This is a genomic window from Nitrosomonas communis (genome assembly GCF_024102715.1).
Classification (GTDB): Bacteria; Pseudomonadota; Gammaproteobacteria; order Burkholderiales; family Nitrosomonadaceae; genus Nitrosomonas; species Nitrosomonas communis_B.
The window spans coordinates 87,039-111,849 of the sequence record NZ_JAGFJM010000004.1; the positions used below are offsets into that span (position 1 = coordinate 87,039).

25 protein-coding genes are annotated in these 24,811 nt (G+C 46.0%); 13 read left to right on the plus strand and 12 right to left on the minus strand.

Annotated features, from left to right (window positions below; translation table 11 throughout):
- From J5I83_RS00685 to J5I83_RS00695, 3 genes are read left to right on the plus strand one after another with little or no spacing between them, the layout of a single operon-like run.
- Positions 1-642: an HAD family hydrolase gene (locus J5I83_RS00685; RefSeq protein WP_304052474.1), complete on the plus strand. Its 642-nt coding sequence runs from the start codon at positions 1-3 to the stop codon at positions 640-642.
- Positions 639-1,316, plus strand: coding sequence for a 6-phosphogluconolactonase (gene pgl / locus J5I83_RS00690; protein WP_304052475.1), 678 nt, complete (start codon positions 639-641; stop codon positions 1,314-1,316). Before J5I83_RS00685 ends, pgl begins: the two co-directional genes overlap by 4 nt.
- Positions 1,317-1,328: 12 nt before the next feature.
- Positions 1,329-2,498, plus strand: a complete 1,170-nt coding sequence (locus tag J5I83_RS00695; RefSeq protein ID WP_304052476.1) for an alkaline phosphatase PhoX — start codon at positions 1,329-1,331, stop codon at positions 2,496-2,498.
- A 47-nt stretch (positions 2,499-2,545) separates the two neighbouring features.
- On the opposite strand, the gene lysS is transcribed toward J5I83_RS00695, so the two are convergent.
- A complete protein-coding gene (gene lysS, locus J5I83_RS00700) occupies positions 2,546-4,054 on the minus strand; it encodes a lysine--tRNA ligase (protein WP_304052477.1) in 1,509 nt (502 codons plus the stop codon).
- A 171-nt stretch (positions 4,055-4,225) separates the two neighbouring features.
- Here lysS and J5I83_RS00705 point away from each other — a divergent pair, with 171 nt between their 5' ends.
- Positions 4,226-5,911, plus strand: a complete 1,686-nt coding sequence (locus tag J5I83_RS00705; protein ID WP_304052478.1) for a glutamine--tRNA ligase/YqeY domain fusion protein — start codon at positions 4,226-4,228, stop codon at positions 5,909-5,911.
- 159 nt (positions 5,912-6,070) lie between these two features.
- On the plus strand, positions 6,071-6,433 hold the full coding sequence (locus J5I83_RS00710) for an exosortase system-associated protein, TIGR04073 family (RefSeq protein ID WP_304052479.1): 363 nt from the start codon (positions 6,071-6,073) through the stop codon (positions 6,431-6,433).
- 103 nt (positions 6,434-6,536) lie between these two features.
- Here J5I83_RS00710 and queG read toward each other — a convergent pair whose 3' ends face one another.
- Positions 6,537-7,619: a tRNA epoxyqueuosine(34) reductase QueG gene (gene queG / locus J5I83_RS00715; RefSeq protein WP_304052480.1), complete on the minus strand. Its 1,083-nt coding sequence runs from the start codon at positions 7,617-7,619 to the stop codon at positions 6,537-6,539.
- Between queG and tsaE the strand changes: the two genes are divergently transcribed.
- Together tsaE and J5I83_RS00725 are read left to right on the plus strand one after the other, a co-directional pair.
- Positions 7,614-8,102, plus strand: a complete 489-nt coding sequence (gene tsaE, locus J5I83_RS00720; RefSeq protein WP_304052481.1) for a tRNA (adenosine(37)-N6)-threonylcarbamoyltransferase complex ATPase subunit type 1 TsaE — start codon at positions 7,614-7,616, stop codon at positions 8,100-8,102. The genes queG and tsaE overlap by 6 nt on opposite strands.
- Positions 8,084-9,421, plus strand: coding sequence for an N-acetylmuramoyl-L-alanine amidase (locus J5I83_RS00725; protein WP_304052482.1), 1,338 nt, complete (start codon positions 8,084-8,086; stop codon positions 9,419-9,421). The genes tsaE and J5I83_RS00725 overlap by 19 nt, the downstream gene beginning before the upstream one ends.
- A gap of 330 nt (positions 9,422-9,751) precedes the next feature.
- Here the strand turns inward: J5I83_RS00725 and rpmG are convergent, their stop codons facing one another.
- From rpmG to radC, 3 genes are all read right to left on the minus strand, one after another.
- A complete protein-coding gene (rpmG, locus tag J5I83_RS00730; RefSeq protein ID WP_304052483.1) occupies positions 9,752-9,907 on the minus strand; it encodes a 50S ribosomal protein L33 in 156 nt (51 codons plus the stop codon).
- A gap of 43 nt (positions 9,908-9,950) precedes the next feature.
- Positions 9,951-10,187, minus strand: coding sequence for a 50S ribosomal protein L28 (gene rpmB, locus J5I83_RS00735; protein ID WP_304052484.1), 237 nt, complete (start codon positions 10,185-10,187; stop codon positions 9,951-9,953).
- A 62-nt stretch (positions 10,188-10,249) separates the two neighbouring features.
- Positions 10,250-10,924 (minus strand): DNA repair protein RadC, encoded by a 675-nt coding sequence (gene radC, locus J5I83_RS00740; protein ID WP_304052485.1) that lies wholly within the window; start codon positions 10,922-10,924, stop codon positions 10,250-10,252.
- Positions 10,925-11,070: 146 nt separating this feature from the next.
- Here radC and coaBC point away from each other — a divergent pair, with 146 nt between their 5' ends.
- Genes coaBC through J5I83_RS00755 form a run of 3 tightly spaced genes read left to right on the plus strand, consistent with a single transcriptional unit; the run spans position 11,071 to position 13,177 of the window.
- Positions 11,071-12,276: a bifunctional phosphopantothenoylcysteine decarboxylase/phosphopantothenate--cysteine ligase CoaBC gene (coaBC, locus tag J5I83_RS00745; protein WP_304052486.1), complete on the plus strand. Its 1,206-nt coding sequence runs from the start codon at positions 11,071-11,073 to the stop codon at positions 12,274-12,276.
- An 8-nt stretch (positions 12,277-12,284) separates the two neighbouring features.
- The gene (dut, locus tag J5I83_RS00750; protein ID WP_304052487.1) at positions 12,285-12,734 is read left to right on the plus strand and encodes a dUTP diphosphatase; all 450 of its coding nucleotides are present in this window, start codon (positions 12,285-12,287) and stop codon (positions 12,732-12,734) included.
- On the plus strand, positions 12,728-13,177 hold the full coding sequence (locus J5I83_RS00755) for a DUF192 domain-containing protein (protein ID WP_304052488.1): 450 nt from the start codon (positions 12,728-12,730) through the stop codon (positions 13,175-13,177). Before dut ends, J5I83_RS00755 begins: the two co-directional genes overlap by 7 nt.
- 34 nt (positions 13,178-13,211) lie before the next feature.
- On the opposite strand, the gene ffh is transcribed toward J5I83_RS00755, so the two are convergent.
- The gene (gene ffh / locus J5I83_RS00760; RefSeq protein WP_304052489.1) at positions 13,212-14,561 is read right to left on the minus strand and encodes a signal recognition particle protein; all 1,350 of its coding nucleotides are present in this window, start codon (positions 14,559-14,561) and stop codon (positions 13,212-13,214) included.
- 139 nt (positions 14,562-14,700) lie between these two features.
- On the opposite strand from ffh, the gene J5I83_RS00765 reads away from it, so the two are divergent.
- Positions 14,701-15,546, plus strand: coding sequence for an inner membrane protein YpjD (locus J5I83_RS00765; RefSeq protein ID WP_304052490.1), 846 nt, complete (start codon positions 14,701-14,703; stop codon positions 15,544-15,546).
- 61 nt (positions 15,547-15,607) lie between these two features.
- Here J5I83_RS00765 and J5I83_RS00770 read toward each other — a convergent pair whose 3' ends face one another.
- The 3 genes from J5I83_RS00770 to J5I83_RS00780 form a co-directional block, all read right to left on the minus strand.
- Positions 15,608-17,077, minus strand: a complete 1,470-nt coding sequence (locus J5I83_RS00770) for a Ni/Fe hydrogenase subunit alpha (protein WP_304052492.1) — start codon at positions 17,075-17,077, stop codon at positions 15,608-15,610.
- 281 nt (positions 17,078-17,358) lie between these two features.
- Positions 17,359-18,084, minus strand: a complete 726-nt coding sequence (locus tag J5I83_RS00775; protein ID WP_304052494.1) for a SprT family zinc-dependent metalloprotease — start codon at positions 18,082-18,084, stop codon at positions 17,359-17,361.
- Positions 18,074-18,910 (minus strand): hypothetical protein, encoded by an 837-nt coding sequence (locus J5I83_RS00780; RefSeq protein ID WP_304052496.1) that lies wholly within the window; start codon positions 18,908-18,910, stop codon positions 18,074-18,076. Before J5I83_RS00780 ends, J5I83_RS00775 begins: the two co-directional genes overlap by 11 nt.
- Positions 18,911-18,932: 22 nt before the next feature.
- Between J5I83_RS00780 and J5I83_RS00785 the strand changes: the two genes are divergently transcribed.
- Positions 18,933-19,076 (plus strand): hypothetical protein, encoded by a 144-nt coding sequence (locus J5I83_RS00785; RefSeq protein ID WP_304052498.1) that lies wholly within the window; start codon positions 18,933-18,935, stop codon positions 19,074-19,076.
- A gap of 105 nt (positions 19,077-19,181) precedes the next feature.
- Complete coding sequence (locus tag J5I83_RS00790; protein WP_304052499.1) at positions 19,182-23,834, plus strand: hypothetical protein; 4,653 nt, start codon at positions 19,182-19,184, stop codon at positions 23,832-23,834.
- A gap of 61 nt (positions 23,835-23,895) precedes the next feature.
- Here J5I83_RS00790 and J5I83_RS00795 read toward each other — a convergent pair whose 3' ends face one another.
- The 3 genes from J5I83_RS00795 to J5I83_RS00805 form a co-directional block, all read right to left on the minus strand.
- Positions 23,896-24,087, minus strand: a complete 192-nt coding sequence (locus tag J5I83_RS00795) for a hypothetical protein (protein ID WP_304052501.1) — start codon at positions 24,085-24,087, stop codon at positions 23,896-23,898.
- A gap of 170 nt (positions 24,088-24,257) precedes the next feature.
- Entirely contained in the window at positions 24,258-24,398 is a 141-nt protein-coding gene (locus J5I83_RS00800) for a transposase (RefSeq protein ID WP_304052502.1), read from the minus strand.
- A 54-nt stretch (positions 24,399-24,452) separates the two neighbouring features.
- The coding region (locus J5I83_RS00805) for a type I restriction-modification system subunit M N-terminal domain-containing protein (protein ID WP_304052503.1) at positions 24,453-24,811 on the minus strand (359 nt) is incomplete at its 5' end.

A 24,811-nucleotide genomic window follows, 5' to 3' on the forward strand; every position in this document is an offset into this window, starting at 1 on the left:
ATGTATATTAAAGAGTGGCAAGCAATTATTTTCGATTTTGACGGTGTCATCGTCGAATCAGGCGACATCAAAACGCAGGCTTTTGCCGAGCTGTACCATGCTTATGGCGAGCAAATCGTAACTGAAGTGGTACGCTATCACCGCCAAAATGGCGGCATGTCCCGTTACCACAAGTTTCGTTATTTTCAGCAGCATCTATTAAGCAAACCGCCCTTGACAGCAGTAGAGGAACAAGTGCTTGATCAGCGTTTTTCTGAGCTGGTCATCGAAGCCGTCATTGCAAGCCAGCCTGTAGCCGGTGCTGAAACACTTCTTGAAAAGGCGGCTACAGCCATCCCCCTGTTTGTCGCTTCCGGCACACCGGAAAATGAACTGAGAACAATTGTTGAGCGGCGCGGCTTGTCACCCTACTTCACAGAAGTGCGTGGCTCGCCGCTATCCAAGCAGGCTTTGATCGCAGGTATTTTAGCTGCTCATGGGCTTATTCCTGAGCGAGTCCTGATGATAGGTGATGCCATGGCTGACTATCAAGGCGCAACACTGAACGGCACTGCATTTCTGGGCCGTGTCCGGCCAGGCGACGACAATCCCTTTCCGGAACATGTCAAGATAGTTCCAGATTTACGCTCATTGACGACATGATTGAGCGCCGTTTCCATAAAAGTATGCATGACTTAGCTGCTGCTTTCGCTGACTTCGCTGCCTCGATTTTGCGCAATGCGCTGATGCAAGCCAATACAGCCAGTTTAGTGGTACCAGGTGGACAAACCCCGCGCAACTACCTTCCAGTGCTAGCACGTCAAGCATTACCATGGGAAAACATTTATATTACGTTAAGCGATGAGCGTTGGGTGGATACCAACGCAGAGACCTCCAATGAACGGCTATTGCGTACTTACTTGTTGATAAACAAGGCAGAAAAAGCGCATTTTATCGGCTTAAAAACAGCGCATTCGCATCCGTCCGAAGCGCTAACTACGGTTCATGCACGACTCTGCCAACTACCCCGACCATTCAGTCTCACGGTATTGGGATTGGGAGAAGATGGTCACATAGCCTCCTTGTTTCCAGGCGCGACCCTTGAGCAGGATTCTTCGTATTTATGTCAGGCAGCCGAGCCACCGATCGCTCCCAGCGCGCGCATCAGTCTGACACTACCGGCATTGGCCAGTAGTCACCATATTGCCTTGGTCGTTACTGGTATTACCAAACGGCAGCTACTCGATCAATTGATTGAAGCTCCCGATCCGCTCATTCCATTTGTTCAGCTCATGCAGCAATGTCAATCGCCCATCACCCTATTTGAAACAGATTAGAAAGGGTTGCTTATGAACAATGACCCTATTGATTACCAGCGCCGCAAGCTGCTGCGCTACGGCTGTCTAGGACTCGGCGCTGCTTTGGCACATCACGTGCTGTTTCTTGCTCCCAGCAAAGCAGCCATGCTAAACCTCGCATCAGTTGGCCCCCTCCAAACACCTGACAAGAATGGCCTTCGCCTGCCCAAAGGTTATACTTCGCGAGTTATTGCCTATTCGGGGCAAAATCTGTTTGGCTATCCATGGCACGCTGCACCTGATGGTGGCGCGACCTTCGCTACCGGTGAGGATGGCTGGATTTATGTCTCCAATAGCGAAATGAAACATAATGCCGGCGGAGTCGGGGCGCTTCGTTTTGATCGCGATGGCAAGCTGATTAATGCCTATTCTATTCTAAAAAATACCAGCCTCAATTGTGCAGGCGGCCCCACGCCGTGGCAAACATGGCTATCCTGTGAAGAAATCGAACGCGGCCAAGTGTGGGAATGCGATCCCCTTGGAAAAAAAACAGCACAAGTCAGAAGAGCGCTCGGACGCTTCAAGCATGAAGCTGTAGCTGTCGACACGGAAAACAAGCAACTATATCTTACGGAAGATGAGCCTGATGGCTGTCTATATCGTTATACTTCCAATTTACTCAATACAGCAGGTCACCCTGATCTGGAAAACGGATTTCTTGAAGTGGCGGAAATTCTGTCAGATCGACAGATACGCTGGCATCGCCTGCCTGACCCAGATGCAACATCCATCACCACACGCAAGCAAATCAAGCAAAGTAGTCATTTTAACGGCGGCGAAGGCATCTGGTATCACCATGGCATCGTGTACTTCACAACCAAGGGCGATGATCGGGTATGGGCTTATGATACGCGTCAAAACCACATCGATATTATTTATGACGCTGCAAGCCATGCTTCACCCATACTGACCGGTGTGGACAATATTATTGCCAGTGTTGCGGGTGAGCTGCTGGTCGCTGAGGACAATGGAAGCATGCAGATCGTTATTCTATCCGGCAACATAATCAAGCCTTTACTCCAACTTATCGGTCATGACCATTCCGAAATAACAGGCTTGGCTTTCAGTCCGGATAGATCACGCTTGTATTTCAGCTCCCAGCGAGGAAAAACCGGACGCCATGAAAACGGTATGACTTTTGAAATAATGGGGGCATTCTAAAATCGATTCAGGAATACTGGTATTTGCTACGATTTCTTCCCCACTGTTCAATCTTCCTTGCGCAGCTGCGGGAACAAAATAACATCCCGAATACTGGGACTATCTGTCAATAACATGACCAAACGATCGATTCCGATTCCTTCGCCTGCTGTTGGCGGTAAACCATATTCCAACGCACGAATATAATCAGCATCATAATGCATGGCCTCTGCATCACCCGCCTCCTTGGCTTTGGCCTGCTCCAGAAAACGCGCGGCCTGATCCTCGGGATCATTCAACTCCGAAAAACCATTCGCAATTTCACGTCCCGCAATATAAAGCTCGAAGCGATCCGTGATATCGGGATTGTGGTCGTTCCGGCGCGCCAGAGGCGATACTTCTGCTGGATAGTCTATGATAAAGGTTGGCTCGAATAACAGATGCTCTGTGGTTTCATCAAATAAGGAAAGCTGTAGTCCTCCCACCCCATCTTTCTCATTATAGGTGATACCCAGCGCTTGTAGTCTGTTTAACAGAAAACTGCGATCATTAAGCTGCGCAGTCGTATACTCGGGATAATGCTTTTGAATAGCCTGTGTAATGGTTAAACGCGCAAAAGGCTGCGATAAATCGATTTCACGCGCCTGATAAGTCATTCGGGTAGTTCCGAGCACTTTCGTTGCAACTTCCCGTAGCATCGATTCCGTCAAATCCATCAGGTAGGTATAATCCTGATAGGCTTCATAGAATTCCAACATAGTGAATTCAGGGTTATGCCGGGTAGAGATACCCTCATTTCTAAAATTTCGATTAATTTCAAAAACCTTCTCCATCCCTCCTACCACTAAGCGCTTCAAGTATAGTTCAGGGGCAATGCGCAAGTAGAGCGCCATATCCAAGGCATTATGATGGGTAGTAAACGGCCGCGCCGTGGCACCGCCCGGAATCGTATGCATCATGGGAGTTTCCACTTCGAGATAATCTCTCATTACCAGAAATTCACGAATAGCCTGGATGACTTTAGAGCGGATGGTAAAAACCCGGCGCGCTTCTTCATTGGTAATCAAGTCGAGATAACGTTGACGGTATTTCTGCTCCTGATCAGCCAGGCCGTGAAATTTTTCCGGAAGTGGGCGCAGGGATTTTGTCAGTAACTGCAAATAGGTGACACGTACGGATAGTTCGCCAGTTTTGGTTTTGAATAAAATACCCTCAGCACCCAAAATATCACCCAGGTCGTAATGCTTGAAAGCTTCATGAACCGCCTGGCCAGTATGGTCATTGGAGATATAAAGCTGGATGCGTCCACTCATATCTTGAATAGTGGCAAAGCTTGCCTTGCCCATAACCCGCTTAAACATCATACGGCCAGCAATCTTTACGACAATTCGCTCCGCTTCCAATGCTTCTTTGGTCTGCGCGTTATAGTGCCGATGCAATTCAGCAGTCAGGTTAGTGCGGCGAAAATCATTGGGAAAAGCATTACGGACTTTGCGTAGCTCAGTTAGTTTAGTACGCCGTTCTGTAATAATATGGTTCTCGTCTGGGGAAAAACCAGATTGGGTTTCTTGAGTCATAACAATTTAATTTGCTTAATAAATATTTTATTCTGGAGTCGATATGTGTCTTGCACTGCATTTACCTCACTTATTCTGGTTTTGCCTGACTGAACACACCTTATAATATTACTAGCTGTATTATAGTTGTTTTGATGATCGCATTCCCAATCCAATTAGAAAGATAAATTTGTGAGCACATTACCTATTTCTTCAAATTTCATTCGCAGCATCATTGATGAGGATAACCAAACTGGCAAATGGGGGGGACGCGTTGAGACACGTTTTCCGCCAGAACCCAATGGCTACCTGCATATCGGCCATGCCAAAAGTATCTGTCTCAATTTTGGACTAGCCAAGGATTATGGCGGGATATGCCACTTACGTTTTGACGATACCAATCCAGAAAAAGAAGCGCAAGAATATGTAGATGCCATTTGTGATTCGGTCAAATGGCTGGGTTTTGACTGGGGAGCACATCTTTACTATGCATCCGATTACTTCGAGCAACTATACGAATTTGCCGAATATCTAATAAAACAAGGAAAAGCATATGTGGACAGTCTCACTGCCGATGAAATCCGTCAATTACGCGGCACTTTAAATCAGCCCGGTAAAAATAGTCCATACCGTGATCGCACTACGGAAGAAAACCTAGATTTGTTCCGACGCATGCGCGCTGGTGAATTCCCAGATGGCGCACATGTTTTACGCGCCAAAATTGACATGACTTCCCCCAACATCAACATGCGCGATCCGGTCATTTATCGCATTCGCCATATTCACCATCATCGCACCGGCGATAAATGGTGCATCTATCCCATGTATGATTTTACGCACTGCATATCGGATGCACTGGAACATATCACCCACTCGCTGTGTACGCTAGAATTCGAAGATCACCGATCACTGTATGATTGGGTGCTGGATCAATTGGACGGCCAAGTTCCCTGTCACCCCCAGCAAATTGAGTTTGCCCGCTTGAATCTCACGTACTGCGTGATGAGTAAACGCAAACTGATTGAGCTCGTAGAGGGCCATTTTGTGGATGGCTGGGATGACCCACGCATGAACACCTTAGCAGGCGTGCGTCGTCGTGGCTATACCCCTGAATCAATTCGGCTGTTTACTGAACGTATCGGTATTAGCAAGGCAGATTCATGGATTGATATGACTGTGCTGGAAGATTGTCTGAGAGACGATCTCAATGAGCACGCTTTGCGGCGGATTGCAGTGTTAAAACCACTCAAGCTGGTGATCGATAATTTTCCGGAAGATCACGAAGAAGAATGCTATGCACCCAATCATCCGCAAAAGCCAGAATGGGGAAAACGAGTATTACTCCTTAGCAAAACTGTTTATATCGAACAGGATGATTTTATGGAAGTTCCCAGCAAAGGTTATTTTCGCCTTTCGCCTGGCGCCGAAGTCCGTTTACGCTATGCCTACATCGTAAAATGCGTCTCGGTTGTCAAGAATAGCCAAGGTGAGATAGAAGAAATCCACTGTATTTATGATCCCGACACCAAGAGCGGAACAGCCGGCGCCGATAGCCGCAAGGTCAAAGGGAATATTCACTGGCTATCCGCTAAGCATGCGCAAACTGCAGAAATAAGAATTTATGACCGCTTATTTAGCCATCCCTATCCTGATGCTGGCGACGAAGACTTTAAGTTCCATTTGAATCCTTATTCCAAACAAACCATTACAGCCTATCTCGAGTCTTCACTTTTTGACGCGCAGCCTGAACAACGTTTCCAGTTTGAACGTCATGGTTATTTCGTAGCAGATTGCCTTGACTCAAAGCCAGGAAAACCAGTATTTAATCGTGCCGTCACCTTACGTGATACATGGGGAAAAATCACCAAAAAAGTGTAGCTCACTTAGACTGGCAGTCAGGCTATGAATTGAGCAGTGGCACTAATTTACGAGTAGCAACGGTAAATTGTGATATTGTCATGGTTGATGATATTACTTTAGCAACTCACTCGCAATGAGTGGATACAGTTAATATAAATTTTGAACGAGGAGAACTTAATGGCAAAATCAATCAAATCGATATTAGTAATATTCGCGCTATTTTTCTTTCTGCCAAACATGGCAATGGCAACTGACTACCCCATTAAAGTTGGTGAAAAACTAGCTAATGGTGTAGCCAATGCAGTGACTGGTGTAGTAGAAATTCCTAAAACTATGATGGTTACCGGTCGCAATAAAGGCGCGACCTATGGCATGACCGCCGGATTCTTTATTGGTCTTGTCCATACGATAGGACGATCCTTAAGTGGAGCGCTTGACATCGCCACCTTTCTGGTTCCAACCACACCCATCGTGAATCCTGCTTATATCTGGGATGATTTTAACAGGGAAACAACTTACACTGCTTGGCGCATGCGCTAGAAAATAACGTAATTTTTCTGGAATCGCCCGTGCGCGGGGGATTCTGGAAGAGTTTCTTTTGCTACGAATTTTTATAACGGGTTTCAATAAAAACAGCAATAAGCTATTTATCGTGCTGCTGCAAAGCCCACTGCACATGTTCACGCACCAATGGTGAAGGATCATCGCGACGTGCTTGCAGTGCTGCTATGACTGCTGCTGATGTTGATGCATTACCCAAACCAACCGCAAGATTGCGCAACCATTGCTCGTAACCGATTCGACGTATGGGGCTACCTGCCAGCTTTGATTCAAACTCCTCTTTGCTCCATTGAAATAATTCGATCAGCGATACGTCATCTAAGCCATTGCGTACGGCAAAATCAGCTTCTTGTGTTACTTTAGCAAACTTGTTCCAAGGGCAAATTAATTGACAATCATCACACCCATAAACACGGTTACCGATTAGTGGGCGCAAACCCTCTGGAATACCCCCCTTCAGTTCTATTGTGAGATAAGAAATACATCGTCTGGCATCTACCTGGTAAGGCCCAATAATTGCCTGCGTAGGACAAATATCAATGCATTGAGTACAGCTTCCGCAATAACTTCCAACAGGATCATCTACCGGTAGCGGCAAATCGGTGTACATTTCGCCAAGAAAAAAATAGGAACCTGCTTCTCTGGATAACAGCAAAGTATGCTTACCTCGCCAGCCAAGACCAGATTTTTTTGCCCACTCGACCTCCATCACGGGCGCGCTATCAGAAAAAACACGATAATTGAAATGACCGACCTCACTGGAAATATGATCAGCCAGCTTTTGTAAGCGCGCACGCAATACTTTATGGTAATCACGCCCGAGCGCATAACGCGAAATAAATGCCTTGTTGCCGTCATGAATAATGTCCCAACTTTCCTTTGCTGCTGGAGGTGTATAATTCATTCGCACAGAAATTATTCGTAACACCCCCGGTACCAGTTCTGCCGGGCGAGTACGCTTGGTACCATGTTTTGCCATATAATCCATGTCACCATGAAAACCTTTATTCAACCAAGCAAATAGCCCGGCTTCGGCCGAGGACATATCGGCGCCAGCATCAGCGATACGAATATCTTGAAAACCAAGCTGGCTGCCCCACTGTTTAATAGATTGTTTTAACGAGATAATATTTAATGATGAGTATGTGGAGATCTCTTCTTGCATAATCTTTTTCTTTCTGACTCTCATCCAAAGCAGCCTCTCATTTTACAGCTTGCGGATGAAACAGCAACGCTCGCGCTGGGTGAGAAGATTGCTCACATACTGCACCCCGGTTTAATCGTTTTCCTTTATGGCGACCTCGGAGCCGGGAAAACGACATTAACTCGCGGCATTTTGCGCGCAATGGGTTATGAGGGAAAAGTGAAAAGTCCAACGTATAATCTGGTTGAGATTTATAAATTTTCTAGGTTATACTTGTATCACTTTGATTTTTATCGTTTCAATGATCCCAATGAATGGGAAGAAGCAGGTTTTCGTGATTACTTTAACGCAGAATCAATTTGCCTAATAGAATGGCCAGAGAAAGCTGATCAGCTATTGCCGGATGCAGATATAAAGATTTCTTTTCGATTCAATGAGCGAGGCCGGGAAGTTAGGATTCAAGCTGAAACGGAGACAGGAAAACAATGCTTAACACACTGGTAAAATCCGAAGTTATTTTAACTGTCAATGCTGCCAGGCATCGTCAGATTCTATTTCCAACTTTTTTTTCATTATTTTCTATATTCATTTTCCTATTCAGCGCTAGTACTGCCGCAAATACTCAGATTACCTCCATGCGCCTCTGGGCAGGGCCGGAATATACTCGACTGACACTCGAATCCAATATCCCTATCAACTATACCCTTGATACCCTAGACAATCCTCGGAAAATCATTATGAATCTCGAGGGTGTTGCCTTGACCCCGGCGCTTGAGAGTCTATCAAGAAAAGTTGATGCGAAAGATCCCTTTATCCGTGCAGCACATATAGAACGTCCTCATCCACATCTACTGCGCCTTGTATTAGGACTAAAAACAGATGTTGCGCCTCGGACGTTTACTCTTGATCCGATAGATGGATTTGGGCACCGTCTCGTATTAGATATCTTTCCTCCTGACCAGACTACCGCACCCAATAAGAAAGAAGATCCCTTAATGGCGCTTGTACAAGAATTTGAAAGCAGAGTTCCTGTGGAAAATAATCATCACAAGCAAGAAAAAGTGTTGCTAACATCTTTTGATCGCAAACCTAATAAATCATCAAAAACTTTCATCATCGCAATTGATGCCGGGCATGGAGGGAAAGATCCTGGTGCGATTGGACCAAACGGAACGCAGGAAAAAGATGTCACTCTCGCTATCGCAAAAAAGATTAAAGTTAGCATAGACAAAGAACCCAATATGCGCGCCGTCCTAATTCGTGACGATGATTATTTTTTACCTCTGGCAGAACGGCGCACAAAAGCACGCCAGGCAAACGCTGATTTGTTTATATCTGTTCATGCGGATGCAGTTCCCAGAATGCAGGCGCATGGCTCTTCTGTATATGCATTGTCTGAAAATGGCGCCACTTCCACGACAGCAAACTGGCTAGCAAAGAAAGAGAATGAATCTGATTTAATCGGGGGAGTTAAACTTGATAACAAAGATCATTATCTTAAAAAGACACTAATCGATTTGTCATTAAATGCAACTATTAATGATAGCATCAAGCTTGCAGGTAACGTCCTATCAGCGATTGGTAACATCAATCATTTACATAAGAGAAATGTAGAACAAGCCGGTTTTGCTGTGCTCAAATCACCAGATATTCCATCTATCCTGGTGGAGACCGCATTTATCAGTAACCCAACCGAAGAAGGAAAACTAAAAAGCCAAGCCTATCAGGACAAGATGGCTAATGCTATTACTGCTGGGATTAAACGCTATTTTGCTGCTATTCGCTCAATAGTGGCACATACCGAAGTAGTTCAGGTTAAGTAGAATTGATCAGGCAGCCACTGCCCATCAATTACCCCTTTACAAACAAAAAAATCGACCATAGCAAAAGAGATGATCAGCATAAATAGTAGTCAGCAAAGCTTATTCTATTATTTCGGATAAGCCATCAGAGCCGCCCCGCTCGGCCTAATACATTTCCCTTACCTCCTGCAAGAATCAGAGAAAATAAGCTCAGCTATCCTGATTTATATCAGATCGTAAATAAAGACTGCGAGTAATATTTCTTAAATATCTTACTTGCAGAATAGAAAGAAGTCATCCTTGGTTGATGAACCACGTCAATATTGCTGAATATATCCTCAATATTTGCCGCTATTTTAATTTTGTTTCTTTATACTTAACATGCTTTCTGGCTACTGGATCATATTTCATGAGCTCAATCTTCTCAGGGTTAGCACGCTTATTCTTGGTTGTAGTATAAAAATGACCAGTTCCAGCTGATGATTCAAGCTTAATTTTTTCACGCATAATTACATTCTCATCCTATTTAAAGCAATATTTATCCTATATGCTAAATACTTACCCCATGTGCACGCATTTTGGCAAGCACAGCATCAATTCCATTTTTATCGATAGTACGCAATGCTGCATTGGTCAAACGTAAACTAATCCAGCGTTTCTCACTTTCTACCCAGAACCGGCGGTGCTGCAAATTCGGCAGGAAACGACGTTTTGTTTTATTGTTTGCATGGGAAACATGATGACCAGTCATAGGTTTCTTACCAGTCACTACACATACTCGTGCCATGATGACGCACTCCTAGATCTAAAAGCCGGTAATTATATCCTGATTTGAATGAATCCTTCAATTTAAATCAGACCATACTCAGCAAACGAAAGTGTGTCTTTATCGCCAATAATGAAGTGATCCAATACCTTTATGTCAACCAGTGCCAGCGCTTGCTTCAATGATTGTGTCAGAATTTCATCAGCCTTACTTGGTTCCGCGACACCAGATGGATGATTATGCGCAAAAATCATAGCTGCCGCATTGTGATATAGTGCGCGCTTGACTACTTCGCGTGGATAAACACTGGCTTGGGTCAATGTCCCGGTAAATAATTCTTCCGTAGCAATAGTACGATTTCTTGCATCCAAAAAAATGCCAACAAAAATCTCGTGCTCTTTGCCAATTAATTTAAGGCGTAAGTAATCACGAACTGATTGAGGTGAATCCATGACATCACCGCTTGTTAGTTCTTCTCGGAGAGCACGCTGCGCCATTTCCAGAACGGCCTGTAGCTGCGTATATTTGGCTACCCCCATGCCGGGCAATTGACAGAATGCATCTTGATCAGCAAGAAATAATTCTGTCAGGCCTCCAAAATGCTTTAATAACTCTCGTGCAAGATCAACAGCGCTTTTGCCTGCAATACCAGTACGCAAGAAAATGGCCAATAGCTCAGCATCTGAAAGGCTTTTTGCGCCTTCTCTTAGTAGCTTCTCCCGCGGACGTTCTGACTCAGGCCAATCTGTAATTGCCATTGTTTAATGAATCATGTAAAAAATATCTAATCAAACTTAACGGCTGAGTTTTGCAAAAATACAGTAAATTGCTTATTTTTATTTATATCGTCCGTTTTGGCACAACCTAAATCTCATATTTCTCGCTTTCAACTAAGCATGTACCGATGACAATTGCAAATTTCCAGAATGGAAGACGTTTATTACTTGGCATAACTGGCGGTATCGCCGCGTATAAGGCTGCTGAGCTTGCACGCTTGCTCATCCAGGACAGCATTGAAGTCCAGACTGTTATGACAGAATCAGCCTGCCATTTCGTGGGGCCGACCACTTTACAAGCACTGACCGGTAAGCCGGTATACACGCAATTGTGGGATGATAGTATCAATAACAGCATGGCGCACATTGATCTCTCGCGTATGGCTGATATTATTTTAGTCGCACCGGCAAGCGCTGATTTCATTGCAAAAATTGCGCATGGTCTAGCCGATGATCTGCTGTCAACGTTATGTCTTGCTCGTAATTGTCCGTTAATGGTTGCACCCGCCATGAATCGACAAATGCTGGAAAATCCGGCCACACAGCGTAATCTGACCACCTTACAAAAGGACAATATAGCTATTCTTGGCCCTGCTCATGGCATCCAGGCTTGTGGTGAATCTGGAATGGGACGTATGCTGGAGCCACATGAGCTTGTTGAAGCTGTACAAAATTTCTTTCAACCCAAATCATTGCAAGGAAAGCGCGTGCTCATTACGGCCGGGCCTACTTTTGAAGCGATTGATGCCGTACGCGGAATTATCAACTTAAGTTCTGGAAAAATGGGTCATGCCATCGCGCAAGCTGCACTTGAGGCAGGTGCAGAAGTCACGCTCATTTCGGGCCCAGTCTGCTTGACTTACCCTGCCGTTAAAAAGCTCATTCCCGTCACAAGTGCAAACGACATGCTGGCTGCAGTCAAAAATGAAGTGTCCTTTAACGATATTTTCATCAGCGTCGCCGCAGTGGCAGACTACCGCCCCGCCATCAGTCACACACAAAAGATAAAAAAATCCGATAACAATCTGGCGCTTGAGCTCGTCCCCAACCCGGATATTTTGCAATATGTCGCTAATCTGCCAAATCGGCCATTCTGCGTTGGTTTTGCTGCTGAAACAGAGAATATTGATCAAAATGCCGAAAGCAAACGCCGCAAAAAGAATCTTCCCCTACTGGTCGCAAATTTGGCTCAGGAAGCAATGGGTGCAGATGACAGCACCTTGCTGCTATTTGACGATAATGGCAAACATGCCTTAACCAAAGCACCTAAAATTGATCAGGCGCGCTGCTTAATCAAGTATATTGCCACCTTGTATGAACAACATCACGCCTAACTTTTTGTATGAAAAAAATTGACCTCAAAATTCTTGATCTGCGACTAATAGATCAGCTTCCCGCTTACGCCACGCCAGGGTCAGCGGGATTAGATCTGCGCGCATGTACTGACCACCCCCTGCAAATACAGCCCGGAGAAACGCAATTAATACCAACTGGCATCGCAATCTATTTGAATGACCCAGGTTTAGCCGCAATGGTATTACCTCGTTCTGGTCTTGGCCACAAACATGGCATCGTCCTGGGGAATCTGGTTGGATTAATCGATTCGGACTATCAGGGACAAATTTTCGTTTCTTGCTGGAATCGTGGACAAACAGACTTTGTGCTCAACCCTTTAGAACGGATAGCACAACTGGTCATCGTCCCCGTCCTGCAAGCTCAATTCAATATCGTCGAAAATTTCGAACCGACTAACCGTGGCGAAGGCGGTTTTGGAAGTACAGGTAAATGTTAAGATACTTACTGTTAGCAATCATCATTTTGCTGCTACCCGTAGTGGAAAGCCCAGCTACCCTCGCTGGATCCCCAGCGATTCCTCTCAAGATTTTAAATCATACACTCTTGGCAGAAATAGCGCATACTCCGACTGCGCGCTCCAAAGGATTGATGCATCGCGCGCAATTGGATGAGAATAGCGGCATGTTGTTCGTTTTTCCCAAAACGGATATTTATGGCATGTGGATGCTCAATACCGCTATTCCACTCAGTGTGGCATTTCTTGACGAGAAAGGGGTGATCCTCAATATCGCCAATATGGTGCCGCACTCAGTCACCCCCCATTATGCAGCCAAGCCAGCAAAATATGCGCTTGAAATGAATCTTGACTGGTTTGCTGCTAAAGATATCAAAGCAGGCGCTCAGGTACGGGGACTCGAGCAGGCACCTGAGGCAGAATAATCAAACAGGCTTTTCTTCGGCATCAGCTTTGCTTCTAGCGCATCTGCGGCAGCATGCCTTTTACTGCGCGCATCATCTTGGCCATGCCACCTTTATTCACCATTTTCATCATCTTGCGGGCCTGCTCGAACTGTGTGAGCAAACGATTCACTTCCTGCACCGAAACGCCTGATCCGGCCGCAATACGACGTTTACGTGATGCCTTGATGATCTCTGGTTTAGTACGCTCTTCCCTTGTCATAGCATTGATAATCCCTTCGGTGCGATTGATTATTTTATCGTCCACTTTCATATTCTGAGCAGCCTGCGTCAACTGATGAGGCAGTTTCTCCATCATCGCACTCATTCCCCCCATTTTTTTCATCTGTTGGAACTGCATCTTGAAATCATCAAGGTCGAAATCCTTGCCTGATTTCATTTTTTTCATTAACTTCTCAGCTTCTTTCTGATCCGCACTCCGCTGCGCTTCTTCAATCAGTCCCAACACATCGCCCATGCCCAGGATACGAGAAGCCATACGATCAGGATAAAAAGGCTCCAAGCCAGTCAGTTTTTCGGCAACACCGGTAAACTTGATCGGTTTACCCGTCACATGCCGCACCGACAAGGCTGCCCCTCCCCGCGCATCTCCATCCAGCTTGGTTAAGATAACCCCTGTCAACGGCAGCGCGTCGGCAAATGCTTTCGCAGTATTGACGGCATCTTGTCCTTGCATGGCGTCTACCACAAAAAGCGTCTCGATAGGTTTAAGCAGCGCCTCAAGTTCACTAATCTCCTGCATCATTGCTTCATCAATGCCCAGGCGGCCTGCAGTATCGACGATCATGACATCATGGTGATGTTTGCGGGAATAATCCAGTGCAGCAGTGCAGATTTCTAGCGGCTGCTGGCCCGCCTGCACCGGAAAAAAATCAGCACCAACCTGACTAGATAACAGCTTTAATTGATCAATTGCGGCAGGTCGATAAATATCACAAGAAACCAGCATCACTTTCTTCTTTTTATTATCTATCAGCCACTTGGCCAATTTTCCACTACTCGTTGTTTTTCCCGCACCTTGCAGCCCAGCCATGAGAATAATGGCAGGCGGTAGAGTGCTTAAGTTGAGATCTGCTTTTTCCCCTCCCATGATGGCGATGAGCTCTTGATGGACAACCCCTACTAATGCCTGTCCGGGAGAAAGGCTTTCCATTACCTCCCGGCCAATCGCCTTTTGTTTAACGCGCTCAATAAAATCCTTAACGACGGCTAAGGCTACATCAGCTTCGAGCAGCGCCAGGCGTATTTCTCGCATTGCAGCCTGGATGTTGCTCTCAGTTAATCTTGCTTCTCCACGCAGCGATTTGATGACACCGGAAAGTCGGCTGGTCAGATTATCAAACATATATATTCCTCAAAAAAATGAGTGCTAATCGCATAGCACTATAAAGTTATAATTTCCCAAATTCTCATAATAGCGCTTTGAATTTATACAAGTGCAAGGTAGACTGAACAAATCCGTTTTTAGATTTGTTACTACATTAATGCTCAGCATTCTAGTTTATATCGCAGCTTTTTTGTTTTATGCATCAGTTGGATGGTATTTCTGGCGTACCAGATGGAAAAACCAACCCATCTTTCCCAGTGCTGATGTAAGTGCCTCAGTAATTGCCAACTGGGAGCGCTTTGGCATGCTTGCCCCGGTCACACTTCATGCCCTCATACTTTATCAATCCATCTTTATAAATGAGGGACTCAGTTTTGGTGTGGGTAATGCCATCTCATCGATTGTATGGCTGACCGCCCTGATTTACTGGTTCTCAGGTTTCTTTCCACGGCTGCAGGAATTACAGAATTTGATTGCACCGATTGCAATTGTAGCAGCAGTAGCAGTGTTACTACCCTTGGCACTTCCTTCGCTTCATCCCCTTGCCAATACTGAATTACCTGCATTCAAGGCACACTTGCTGGTTGCCATGCTCGCATATAGTCTATTTACCATCGCTGCGCTCCATGCAGTCCTCATGACTATCCTAGAGTATCGTTTGCATCATCCGGCCATGTCGCCGCTGCTAATGAACCTGCCGCCTCTGCTAGTGATGGAGAAAATGCTTTTTCGCATTATCTGGACAGGTTTTATCCTCCTCACCCTGACACTTTTCAGCGGAATAATATTCTCACAAGAAGTTTTTGGTCAATCCGTGACATTTTCGCACAAAACACTTTTCAGTTTTATATCTTGGGGAGTATTCGCCGCTTTGCTCATAGGCAGGCAGTTTTATGGATGGCGCGGACGCACTGCCATACGTTGGACTTTAACTGGCTTTGCCATTCTGCTACTTGCTTATATCGGCAGCAAATTTGTGCTGGAAATTATACTGGATCGGTAAAGACATAACCGATCCATTCACGCCCGAATAACACCCTCAACATCGTCAACTCAGCACGCTGCTATGCTTGCCCAGATACATACCGGTCAAGCAGTATTCCGTCGCTATTGACCAACTCCACCTGCAGGGGCATCTTGCCCAGTGCATGGGTAGCACAGGATAGACAAGGATCATAAGCGCGTACAGCCACTTCGAGATGATTAAGCAACTCTTCGGAGATTTTCTGCCCATCCAGGTAGGTATTTGCCACAGTCCGTACGGATTCGTTCATTGCTTGATTGTTACTTGTCGTTGAAACAATCAGATTTGCTTTGGTAATCAACCCTTCAGCATTTACCTGATAATGATGAAAAAGTGTGCCACGCGGCGCCTCGATAACACCAATACCTTCCTCCTGCCTGGGTCCTTTGGGAACAACCAGTTCAGTTCCGGTAATGTCTTCATCAAGCAAGAGGATATGAATTGATTCGGCACAGTGCAACAACTCGATCATCCGCGCCCAATGATACGCCAGCGTGTCATGCACAAAACCATTCTGACCATACGCCAGGAAACGCTTGCGCGCTGTCTCTGCTAGCGGTGTGGGAATCGTGTCGCAGTTATTGATGCGCGCCAGTGGTCCGACACGATACCAGCCTTCAGTTGGACCCAGTGCCGTTAAAAACGGGAACTTCATATAACTCCACGAGCGCACTTCTTCATGAATCAGCTGATGATAGTGACGATAGTCGCATTGATCGAAAATCTTATCCCCCGCCGCCGAGCTTGCACGTAAGCCGCCATGATAGAACTCAAGTTCGCCATCTGGACTGACCATGCTTAGAAAAGGGGTATGCAATGTTGCAAAATGGCGATGCTCAGGATGAGCCACATGAATCTGTTCGTTAAGCGCAGCCGCTTCCAGACTCCAGCTCAGGATAGCTTCAATATCCGCAAGCAAGGTATCACGCTCAGCCAAGCTTAACGACTTATTCATGCCGCCTGGCACGGCCGCTGCACCATGAATGCGCTTACCTGTAATCGCCTGAATAATTTGCTGGCCATACTTGCGTAATTTGACTCCTTTCAAGCCAATTTCCGGATATTTTTCCAGGATGCCGGCGATATTGCGCCGGGATGGATCACTGCCAAAACCAAATAACAGATCAGGAGAAGACAGATGAAAAAAATGCAGTGCATGCGATTGTAGAATCTGGCCAAAATGCAGCAAGCGACGCAGCTTGGTCGCAGTCGGTGTAAGCTGATCGATCCCCACCAACTGATCGACCGCTTTAGCTGCCGCCAATTGATGGCTGATCGGGCAAATGCCACATAAGCGCTGAACAATAAAGGGCACCTCCCAGTAAGGCCGGCCCTGGATAAATTTTTCAAAACCGCGAAATTCAACAATATGAAAACGCGCCTCCTGAATATGATTATCCTGATCGAGCAGCAATGTTATCCTGCCATGCCCTTCCACGCGCGTCACAGGGTCGATAGCAATCCGCCTGTTTTTGCCTGAAGATTGTTTGTTATGCTCAGTTGCTGACATCACGATACTTCGGAAAGTGGTGAATGCTCAGTATTCCACAGAATTGAGAAATTTGGGAGACTTTCAATCATGTAGTGACACTTTGCATCTTCCAAAGAATCACCAGGCGTAGCCACATGGTCGATCTGCTGAAAATGTGATTTACTGCTGGGTAGCCATGAATTGCCATTGAATGAGCTGGATAAACAGATTGAGTTATTGCTCGAAGAAGCAATAATTACCCAGGTCATGACTCAGGCTGGCGGAGATTCAGAGAAATCCGTCAGTCTTTACTGCTCAAATCAATACCCCCATTCTTCATACCGGACCGGCAATCGATTGAGTTCGTCCCGATAAAACCGCCATTTCGGCATGAATCGATCCATCAATCCGATAAAACGGCTATTGTGCGTCGGTTCCAGCAGGTGGGTCATTTCGTGCACCACGATATATTCCAGGCAAGCCCGCGGTTTCTTGGCCAATTCGGTATTGAGCCGGATGCTGCCCGAATGAACGCTGCAACTGCCCCACTTGGTTTTCATGCTTTGCACATAAAATCTCGTAACGCACACGCCCATGCGCGACTGCCATTTTTCGATCAATGCAGGAACGGCTTGCCTGAGATTCTCGCGGTACCAGGCTTCCAGAAGAGCCTGTTTTCTCTCTTGGTCCGTCCCCGGCCGAACCGAAAGCACCAGCTTGTTGTGCTTGAGTTCTATTCTGGGGGGCGCTTCTGTTTCTTCAATTTTGAGCAGATAGCGCTTGCCCCAGACATAATGACTTTCACGGTCGAGATATTCCCGTGGCGCTTCCCGTTGCTGTGCACGCAGCTTCGATTGCTGTTTCTTGATCCACGCCAATTTGGAAATGACAAACACCCGAAGCGTATCCGGTGCCATGCTGAGCGGGGCCGATACTTTGACTCTGCCATCTGGCGGGTAGACGCTTAAATGGACATGTTTGATGTTTTTCTGAACGATTTCGATATCCAGCTCATTCAGTTTCATGTTCAGGATTTCAGTAGTCACTTTGCTGTTTGACGATCGCAAAAATACGCTCGACTTCATCGACATCGTTTACGACTTTGAAGATCGCGTATTTAATCGCATTTTCTTTGGCCAAATTACCACGAAAGCTATCCTGCTTGCTGCCCATCACCGCGTCATTGATTTGCAACGCCAGCGCTTCGTTTTTGCCTAAATTGCTATACAGCACCCGCTTGGCTTTGGTATTCAGGGACATTGGCGTATCGTCCGGTTGCGCTGTGGTAGCTTTGCGGGCAAGATCGGCAATCTTTTGCAAATATTCCTGATAATTGAGCGCGTTCTGCTTGCGTTGCTTGACGATTTCATCGAGCAGCTTCGACATCTTCTCGAAGTAGGCCGGATCGAGCAGGTGGTTTTTGATGATGTGGCTGCGCACATTGTTTTCGATGGTCTCGGCCACCGCTTCTCGATTGGCTCTGATGCCATCGGGCAGCGTGCTGATCGCCTCGGCAATACCGCTTTTCTCGATAATGTCCAGAATAGGCAGATCGGCAAACGGAGAAATGACCACGGATTCTTCCGCCTGAATATAACGATCGATCAGATAGCGCATATCCGCTTCAAACGCTTTCAAATCGATTTTTTCATTGGCGGCATTTTTGATAACGTCACGCAGTTTGAGGTAGTAATCCACGTGACTCTTGATATGTTCGATAGCGCTCGGGCTGTAACCGGCCGTTTCCATGTCGTCGCCGATGTTGGCATACGCACGGAGCAGGTTGGCGGTCGCTTTGTATAACGCGGTTCGTTGCACTTCGCGCGCTTTCAAGTCTTCCGGGATTTCGGTATTGCCGAATGGCCTGCGCATCAAGTAAGGTATAAATGTACCAATGCAGGCACTGATCCCTGAACGCTTTGTTACTTGCAGCAATGAAAGACATAATCATCTAGCCGTTCCACGCCGTGTCATCAGCAATCTGAAATTTGCGGATTCCGGGAAGTTTTATGCGTTTGATGGACAGATTGTGCCTTGATAATTTAATCCCAGGTAACAATGCAAGAGATTTAAGAAGTGTATAGTGATAAATACAGATCGACAAAAATCTAAGCTCGATTCATTTAATTGTTAACAAGAATTCATGACCCTAAGCGCAACTGACCAGAAAAACCAAAGCAATTTAAAGAATGAGCTGCAGAATGATCCGAAGCACTCCAAACTAGAGAAATTGGCAGCAGCTCTGATAAGTCGGCTTCTCGGTGTACCGATTGCGGTCGCAAAATCTGGCTTTCAACATGGCGGTGATGCCGGTCCAGCAGGTCGCCAAGGACGACGTTTCCGGTTGGAATGCAAGAAATACAGCGATACCACTAGCCTGAGTGATCGAGAATTACTGGGTGAAATAGACCAAGCGCTAGCTCGAGACACTGCATTAGAAGCGTGGTTTCTTATTGCAACTCGCAATGTTCCTGAACAACTCCGGCAAGAACTTACGCAAAAAGGTGAGAGAGAAGGTGTGCCAGTAGAAATCATTGATTGGGAAGATCGCGAACTAGCCCCTCTTGCAGCACTATGTGCTTTTGTGCCTGATATTGTAAAAGCTGAATTCTCGGAAGAGGCTGAAAAATTGGCATATGCACTTCAACCAGCTTCAACCGATACGATTGAAATGTTGCGACGCAACCTGCAGTCTTGGTGCTTAGGTTTCAACATATTGCGAAACAGTTCGCACGACAAACTGAGAAAAATCTGGAACTCACCTAAAGAATCAAATGCCTACCTTGGGCAAGACGCAGCCGGCGGTGCTCACACAAAGCGAATTAGGCGCAATTCGGTCCATCAAGCTCTCAGTGATTGGTGGCTTGCACCGGCAAAGATAGATTCTCCTGCGGCAGTTATTGGCTGGGATGGCGTCGGAAAGACTTGGATAGCACTTAATTGGCTAATTGAGACAATCGACGAGCAACCAATCATCCTGGTTGTCCCATCTTCTGCTGCTGCTAATCTTTCCAGCATTTCCGAAACAACAATAAAGCAGTTCCTGGCTAATCAGCTGTATGAGCTTAGTGGCGTTAGAGATACCGCACATTGGTTGCGGCGGCTAGATTACCTGTTTATGCGACCGACGGATGAAGGCTCTGTTTTCACTATTTTCTTTGATGGCTTGAATCAAGAACCTTCTATTCAATGGCTTAATCTACTCAAGATTCTGCAAAGTGAAATTTTCTCAACAAAAATACGAGTGATCATCAGTACACGAAAACATCACTTTGAAAACAAATTGGGAAGACTTCGCAGCCTGATTTCTGCTGCAAAATCTATTCAAGTCGATAATTATGATACAACACCAGGAGGTGAACTTGACCAAATGCTTGTATTCGAGGGTTTAACTCAAGCTGATTTGCACCCAGATCTAATTGAGCTAGCCCGCACACCTCGCTTATTCGCACTCGTAATCCGATTCCGCGATAGATTGATCGAAGCGGGCCAAATCACTGTTCATAGATTACTCTGGGAATATGGCCGAGATACCTTGGGTGTACGCGCTGGAAGATCATTTAGCGAAGAAGAATGGCAAGCTTGGTTAAAAGAAATTGCGCAGAAATACCGCAATGGTATCAAGGAGTACACGACTAAATCTCTCGGTGAAACAGTAAGTCGCTTTGATCTTAAGGAATCAGAAAATTATGCACGCCTCAGTGACATCATCGATGGCCGGTTTGCGGAACCTGACCCATCAGGTAATTTACTTCTCACTTCGACAGTTATCGAACATGCCCTTGGCGTTGCACTGCTAACCCACCTTGACTCTGTTGCCAACACAAGCTTTACGTCACTTTATACCGCGCTCACGCAATGGCTTGACCCTATTGCAGGATTGGACGAACGCGCGAAAATCCTGCGAGCAGCTGTTTCTATTCTGGTAGAACAAGATTCTAAACCTTCTATTCAAGCCGAAGTGCTTGTCACAGCATGGCTACAAACTCAAAATGCAACCGATAATCACCGAAAAGAATTAGCCGCGCTTGCCCCAAATCTCATTGATGCCCTACTTACTACGATAGAGCACTCTGACAATGATGCACAGGCATCTGCACGTCATTGGGCAGTTAACGCATTAAAAGCCATACCGAGAGAAAATCATCATGCTGCTACGACGATATTCGATAGGATTTCACAGTGGTTCAAAGTTATTTCACGAGACGTTTATCCCCATCAGGGTGCAGATTACGAAAAGAACCGGTCTGAAGGTTTCATACGCCGGATAGGTATGGATCAATCGAAAGAAATTACGGTTGCGGGTGTTAAACTTGTACTCGTTGATCAATACGACGGCACACTACAGCTAACTGCACCTTCGATTATAGAAGGATTTCCACTTGCTGATGCGTTACCTATTTTTGAAGCAGCAGCAATCACACTAGCAATTCGAAATCGTTGCGAGGGCTGGGATGCTTTAAAATGGCTCTGTTTATTGAACGAAATCGATCCGGATGAAACAACCTTGGCTTTACGCAAACACGCAGAAAGTATCCAGCAACGGCAACCGGAGCCGGGTATAAATCCAGGCATCCCTGATCGTATCGCCACACTTCTACTTGTGCTAATTGGTCAGGAATCAGATGAAACGGTTGCTGCAATGATCGATCCTCGTATTGATCGCTGGTATACCTATGAAAAAGATTACTTACCAAATCCAAGTCATAGCTTTTTCGCACTTGAAAGACGGCATGCCAATCTTGCGCTAAACGATACCGATTCTTCTTTATCCTGGCGCGTACAAAAGACCAATGAATTTTGGTTTGATCCGGCTTTCCAACCACCAGCTTACTTTATCACTGAAATTAAAAAGCATTTAGCATCGATCGAGGTAAATAAACTTAATAGGCATGACCACTACACCAGTGAAGATCACAAATTTGAGCAACTCGAAAGTTGTTTTGCCCGTTGCACACCTGATTTGCTAGCCGACAGGATGCGTCATAAAATCCAGGGCATTGCTTCATTTCCTGCGGGATCCCGCTATTGGAGTGCATTGCACGTAACTGATCATTTGTTATTGTCAGATACGGAAGCTGCAACTGCTGCGAAAACTCTACGATTAAGTACTACCGAGATAGATGACACGCACGAATCTTTCGTTGCAATTCAGCTTTTAATGGTGGAAATACTGAAACTTGATTCAAAATCCCAATTTCACACAATAATCGACGCAAATATAGAATGCATTTTTGACAACATCAAAGAAGTTTTACGGCCTCCCAGTTCAGACGATGTTGATGCATTGATTGCTCACTACGCTAATGGGTCATCTAAACAAAAAAATGATCTTCTCCTGTTGTTATCTATTCACTCAGTAAAATTGAGTGACCATGCATGGTCATGGATTCTTGAATTTATGAAAAAAATTCATCACAAGTTCTGTGATATTGCATTCCAAATACTGACATGCTTTGATGCAATCCGTATTGGAGAGGCACTTATGGCCGAAAACTGGTATTGGAGCCCGGACAAGCATTTCTGGATCAATCACTACGGCACCGGTGCTCTTATCGAAGCGACACGAGCACTCCCTTTTGATCAAATAGCGCCGCGATTGGCACCATGGCGATTATTGGAAGCTGTAAGCTTACGTGGTGCTGATCCCAAAGAAACACGGCTTGCCGCTGAAATCATAGGGCATAAACTTTTAGCAGAGAAACTCGGCGAACCTGATCCAGGATCAATTTTATCGTTCGAGCGGAATGCCGCGAAGATTTCTCCCTTTTCATTTTCTGTTACACCACATCAAAGCCAAACTGTTACCAGCGATCCATCCGTTGCATTCGGAGCAACCATGGATGATGATGCATGGATAAAAGCGCACCGACTCGCCGCCGAAACGGCCGTCTCACGTATCAATGAAGCAAGAACATCTGGTGCAGATTTATATCTCACAATTCCAGATGCAGCTGACTTCATACCAGCTTTGCGATATGCATCGAATATGGTTGAGCGTTGGCTTGAAGGCTACCAGGAACTTACGCCGGATTTCAGACGCCGCGTTCACTTGGCAGAAGGCACCTATCTTGCACTGTGTGAAGCGCTTCTTAGTTATGATCCCCCACGGGGCGTGAATTTGTGGCGATCTCTCCGCGCAACGATATCCACACGTTATCTTGGCAAAGCGGATATCGAAGATTTTTTGCACATGATCTTTCGTGTATCCGACTCTCCTGAGGTCACCGCATTGCGTATAGAGTTGCTCGAACTTGATTACAGTAATACCGATCAAGATTTGCTAAATCTGGCGATTGCCGCCTCGTACAATGGTAAAGCAGTCTGGTTAAATGAAATGATTGAATCAGACCGAAAATCTCCGTTTGCCTGGAAACGAAAACGCGGTGTTGTTCTCTCAGGATTCACAGCAAACAACATTCTTCCTATTCCAGATGCTTGGCCCGAGGGTGAAATTAAGACCAGCCATGAATCTTTAGAAAAGAAATCTGCTCGTTTCCGTTGGATTGAAGCTTGCGCTCGTCATTGGTGGGAAATCTATCTTAAGGCGAATGATCCATCTGAGGCTTATGCTGCCTGGATACTTTTTCTTAAGTCAGCTGATCCACGTGCCTGGATCTGGATTGATCAAGAAATTGAAGTGGCCAATGATTCTAGTAACTTCTTTAAATTAAAATTGGGTCACTTCCAGCTTAATCGCTCAAAACTTAAGCGAGCTATGGAAAAGCGGATTGAAAAACTCAATAAAAAATTATTTGACCGAGATATTTGTAATGGAGTAAGACCATGGAGATAAAGATGCCCAGGGATAAAGGTCAGCCCAGTGATGAAGAGAACTGATAGGAGCGAGCACGGGATCAGGTTGGCTCGAATGGATCAAAGATTTGCGCAGGTGCTCTAGGCGGCACTCGGAAGGACAAGCCAAGATGATCAAGAATTTTAGTGATTGCGCCAGATTCCAGGATGGCGGCGATGATTTTCAGGGTTCCCCCGCAATGCGGGCAATGCTCAATGTCAATATCGAACACCCGTTTAAGCAAACGCGCCAACTGACACGCACGGAAGCCGAGGAAGGTGGCACAGCATCATTCGTGCAGGATGGATTACTTTTGTTTTTCTTGCTACCGGGAATAATCTCAGAACGAAGCTTCACGTTGAGCGCGAGCACGCCATGGAAACTAATGAGGTTAAGCCTTGGCCTGGGAACTAACGCGGCCAGTCACTGCATGAATTCCAGCGGCGACATGACGATATGCGTGGTGCCATCCCGATAAGGCGTTTTTAGTGTCAACACCACCTGCCCAGCATCATTTAGCGCCAGACGCTCATTGGCAATTGCCGGCCGCGTGATTAACGACACAGGTGTTCCAGTTCCTTGCGCTGATTCATGGCGCAACGCACCCCGGCATGCAGGCTAAAGCCGTGGGCGTTGGCACAGTACTCCTGGTCTGACTGTTCCAGATTTTGTGTGGGTGCGGTTCTTACTGAAATCAAGCGCCTTGTTTTCAAAAATGGCGATGAGGTTGCTGAGCCCGTCCACCATGTTCTTACCGCTGCCGAGTTTTTCCGGATCGTTGAAGTTCGGCATGCTGGACAGCTTGTTGGCATTGGCGAGCGGCGGGATGATGATCGGCGCAAACGGCTGACCGGCGTATTTGTCGCTGACGTATTTGATGAACAGCATCACCAGCACATAATCCTTGTACTGGCTGGCATCCATGCCGCCGCGCAGTTCATCGCAGCTCGACCACAGGGAGGAATAAAGTTCGGATT

Bases quoted from the DNA above. Each gene is read 5' to 3' on its own strand.
- J5I83_RS00685 (WP_304052474.1), top strand. From the start codon at position 1: ATGTATATTAAAGAGTGGCAAGCAATTATTTTCGATTTTGACGGTGTC.
- pgl (WP_304052475.1), top strand. From the start codon at position 639: ATGATTGAGCGCCGTTTCCATAAAAGTATGCATGACTTAGCTGCTGCT.
- J5I83_RS00695 (WP_304052476.1), top strand. From the start codon at position 1,329: ATGAACAATGACCCTATTGATTACCAGCGCCGCAAGCTGCTGCGCTAC.
- lysS (WP_304052477.1), bottom strand. From the start codon at position 4,054: ATGACTCAAGAAACCCAATCTGGTTTTTCCCCAGACGAGAACCATATT.
- J5I83_RS00710 (WP_304052479.1), top strand. From the start codon at position 6,071: ATGGCAAAATCAATCAAATCGATATTAGTAATATTCGCGCTATTTTTC.
- queG (WP_304052480.1), bottom strand. From the start codon at position 7,619: ATGCAAGAAGAGATCTCCACATACTCATCATTAAATATTATCTCGTTA.
- J5I83_RS00725 (WP_304052482.1), top strand. From the start codon at position 8,084: ATGCTTAACACACTGGTAAAATCCGAAGTTATTTTAACTGTCAATGCT.
- rpmG (WP_304052483.1), bottom strand. From the start codon at position 9,907: ATGCGTGAAAAAATTAAGCTTGAATCATCAGCTGGAACTGGTCATTTT.
- rpmB (WP_304052484.1), bottom strand. From the start codon at position 10,187: ATGGCACGAGTATGTGTAGTGACTGGTAAGAAACCTATGACTGGTCAT.
- radC (WP_304052485.1), bottom strand. From the start codon at position 10,924: ATGGCAATTACAGATTGGCCTGAGTCAGAACGTCCGCGGGAGAAGCTA.
- coaBC (WP_304052486.1), top strand. From the start codon at position 11,071: ATGACAATTGCAAATTTCCAGAATGGAAGACGTTTATTACTTGGCATA.
- dut (WP_304052487.1), top strand. From the start codon at position 12,285: ATGAAAAAAATTGACCTCAAAATTCTTGATCTGCGACTAATAGATCAG.
- J5I83_RS00755 (WP_304052488.1), top strand. From the start codon at position 12,728: ATGTTAAGATACTTACTGTTAGCAATCATCATTTTGCTGCTACCCGTA.
- ffh (WP_304052489.1), bottom strand. From the start codon at position 14,561: ATGTTTGATAATCTGACCAGCCGACTTTCCGGTGTCATCAAATCGCTG.
- J5I83_RS00765 (WP_304052490.1), top strand. From the start codon at position 14,701: ATGCTCAGCATTCTAGTTTATATCGCAGCTTTTTTGTTTTATGCATCA.
- J5I83_RS00770 (WP_304052492.1), bottom strand. From the start codon at position 17,077: ATGTCAGCAACTGAGCATAACAAACAATCTTCAGGCAAAAACAGGCGG.
- J5I83_RS00780 (WP_304052496.1), bottom strand. From the start codon at position 18,910: ATGCGCAGGCCATTCGGCAATACCGAAATCCCGGAAGACTTGAAAGCG.
- J5I83_RS00785 (WP_304052498.1), top strand. From the start codon at position 18,933: ATGCAGGCACTGATCCCTGAACGCTTTGTTACTTGCAGCAATGAAAGA.
- J5I83_RS00790 (WP_304052499.1), top strand. From the start codon at position 19,182: ATGACCCTAAGCGCAACTGACCAGAAAAACCAAAGCAATTTAAAGAAT.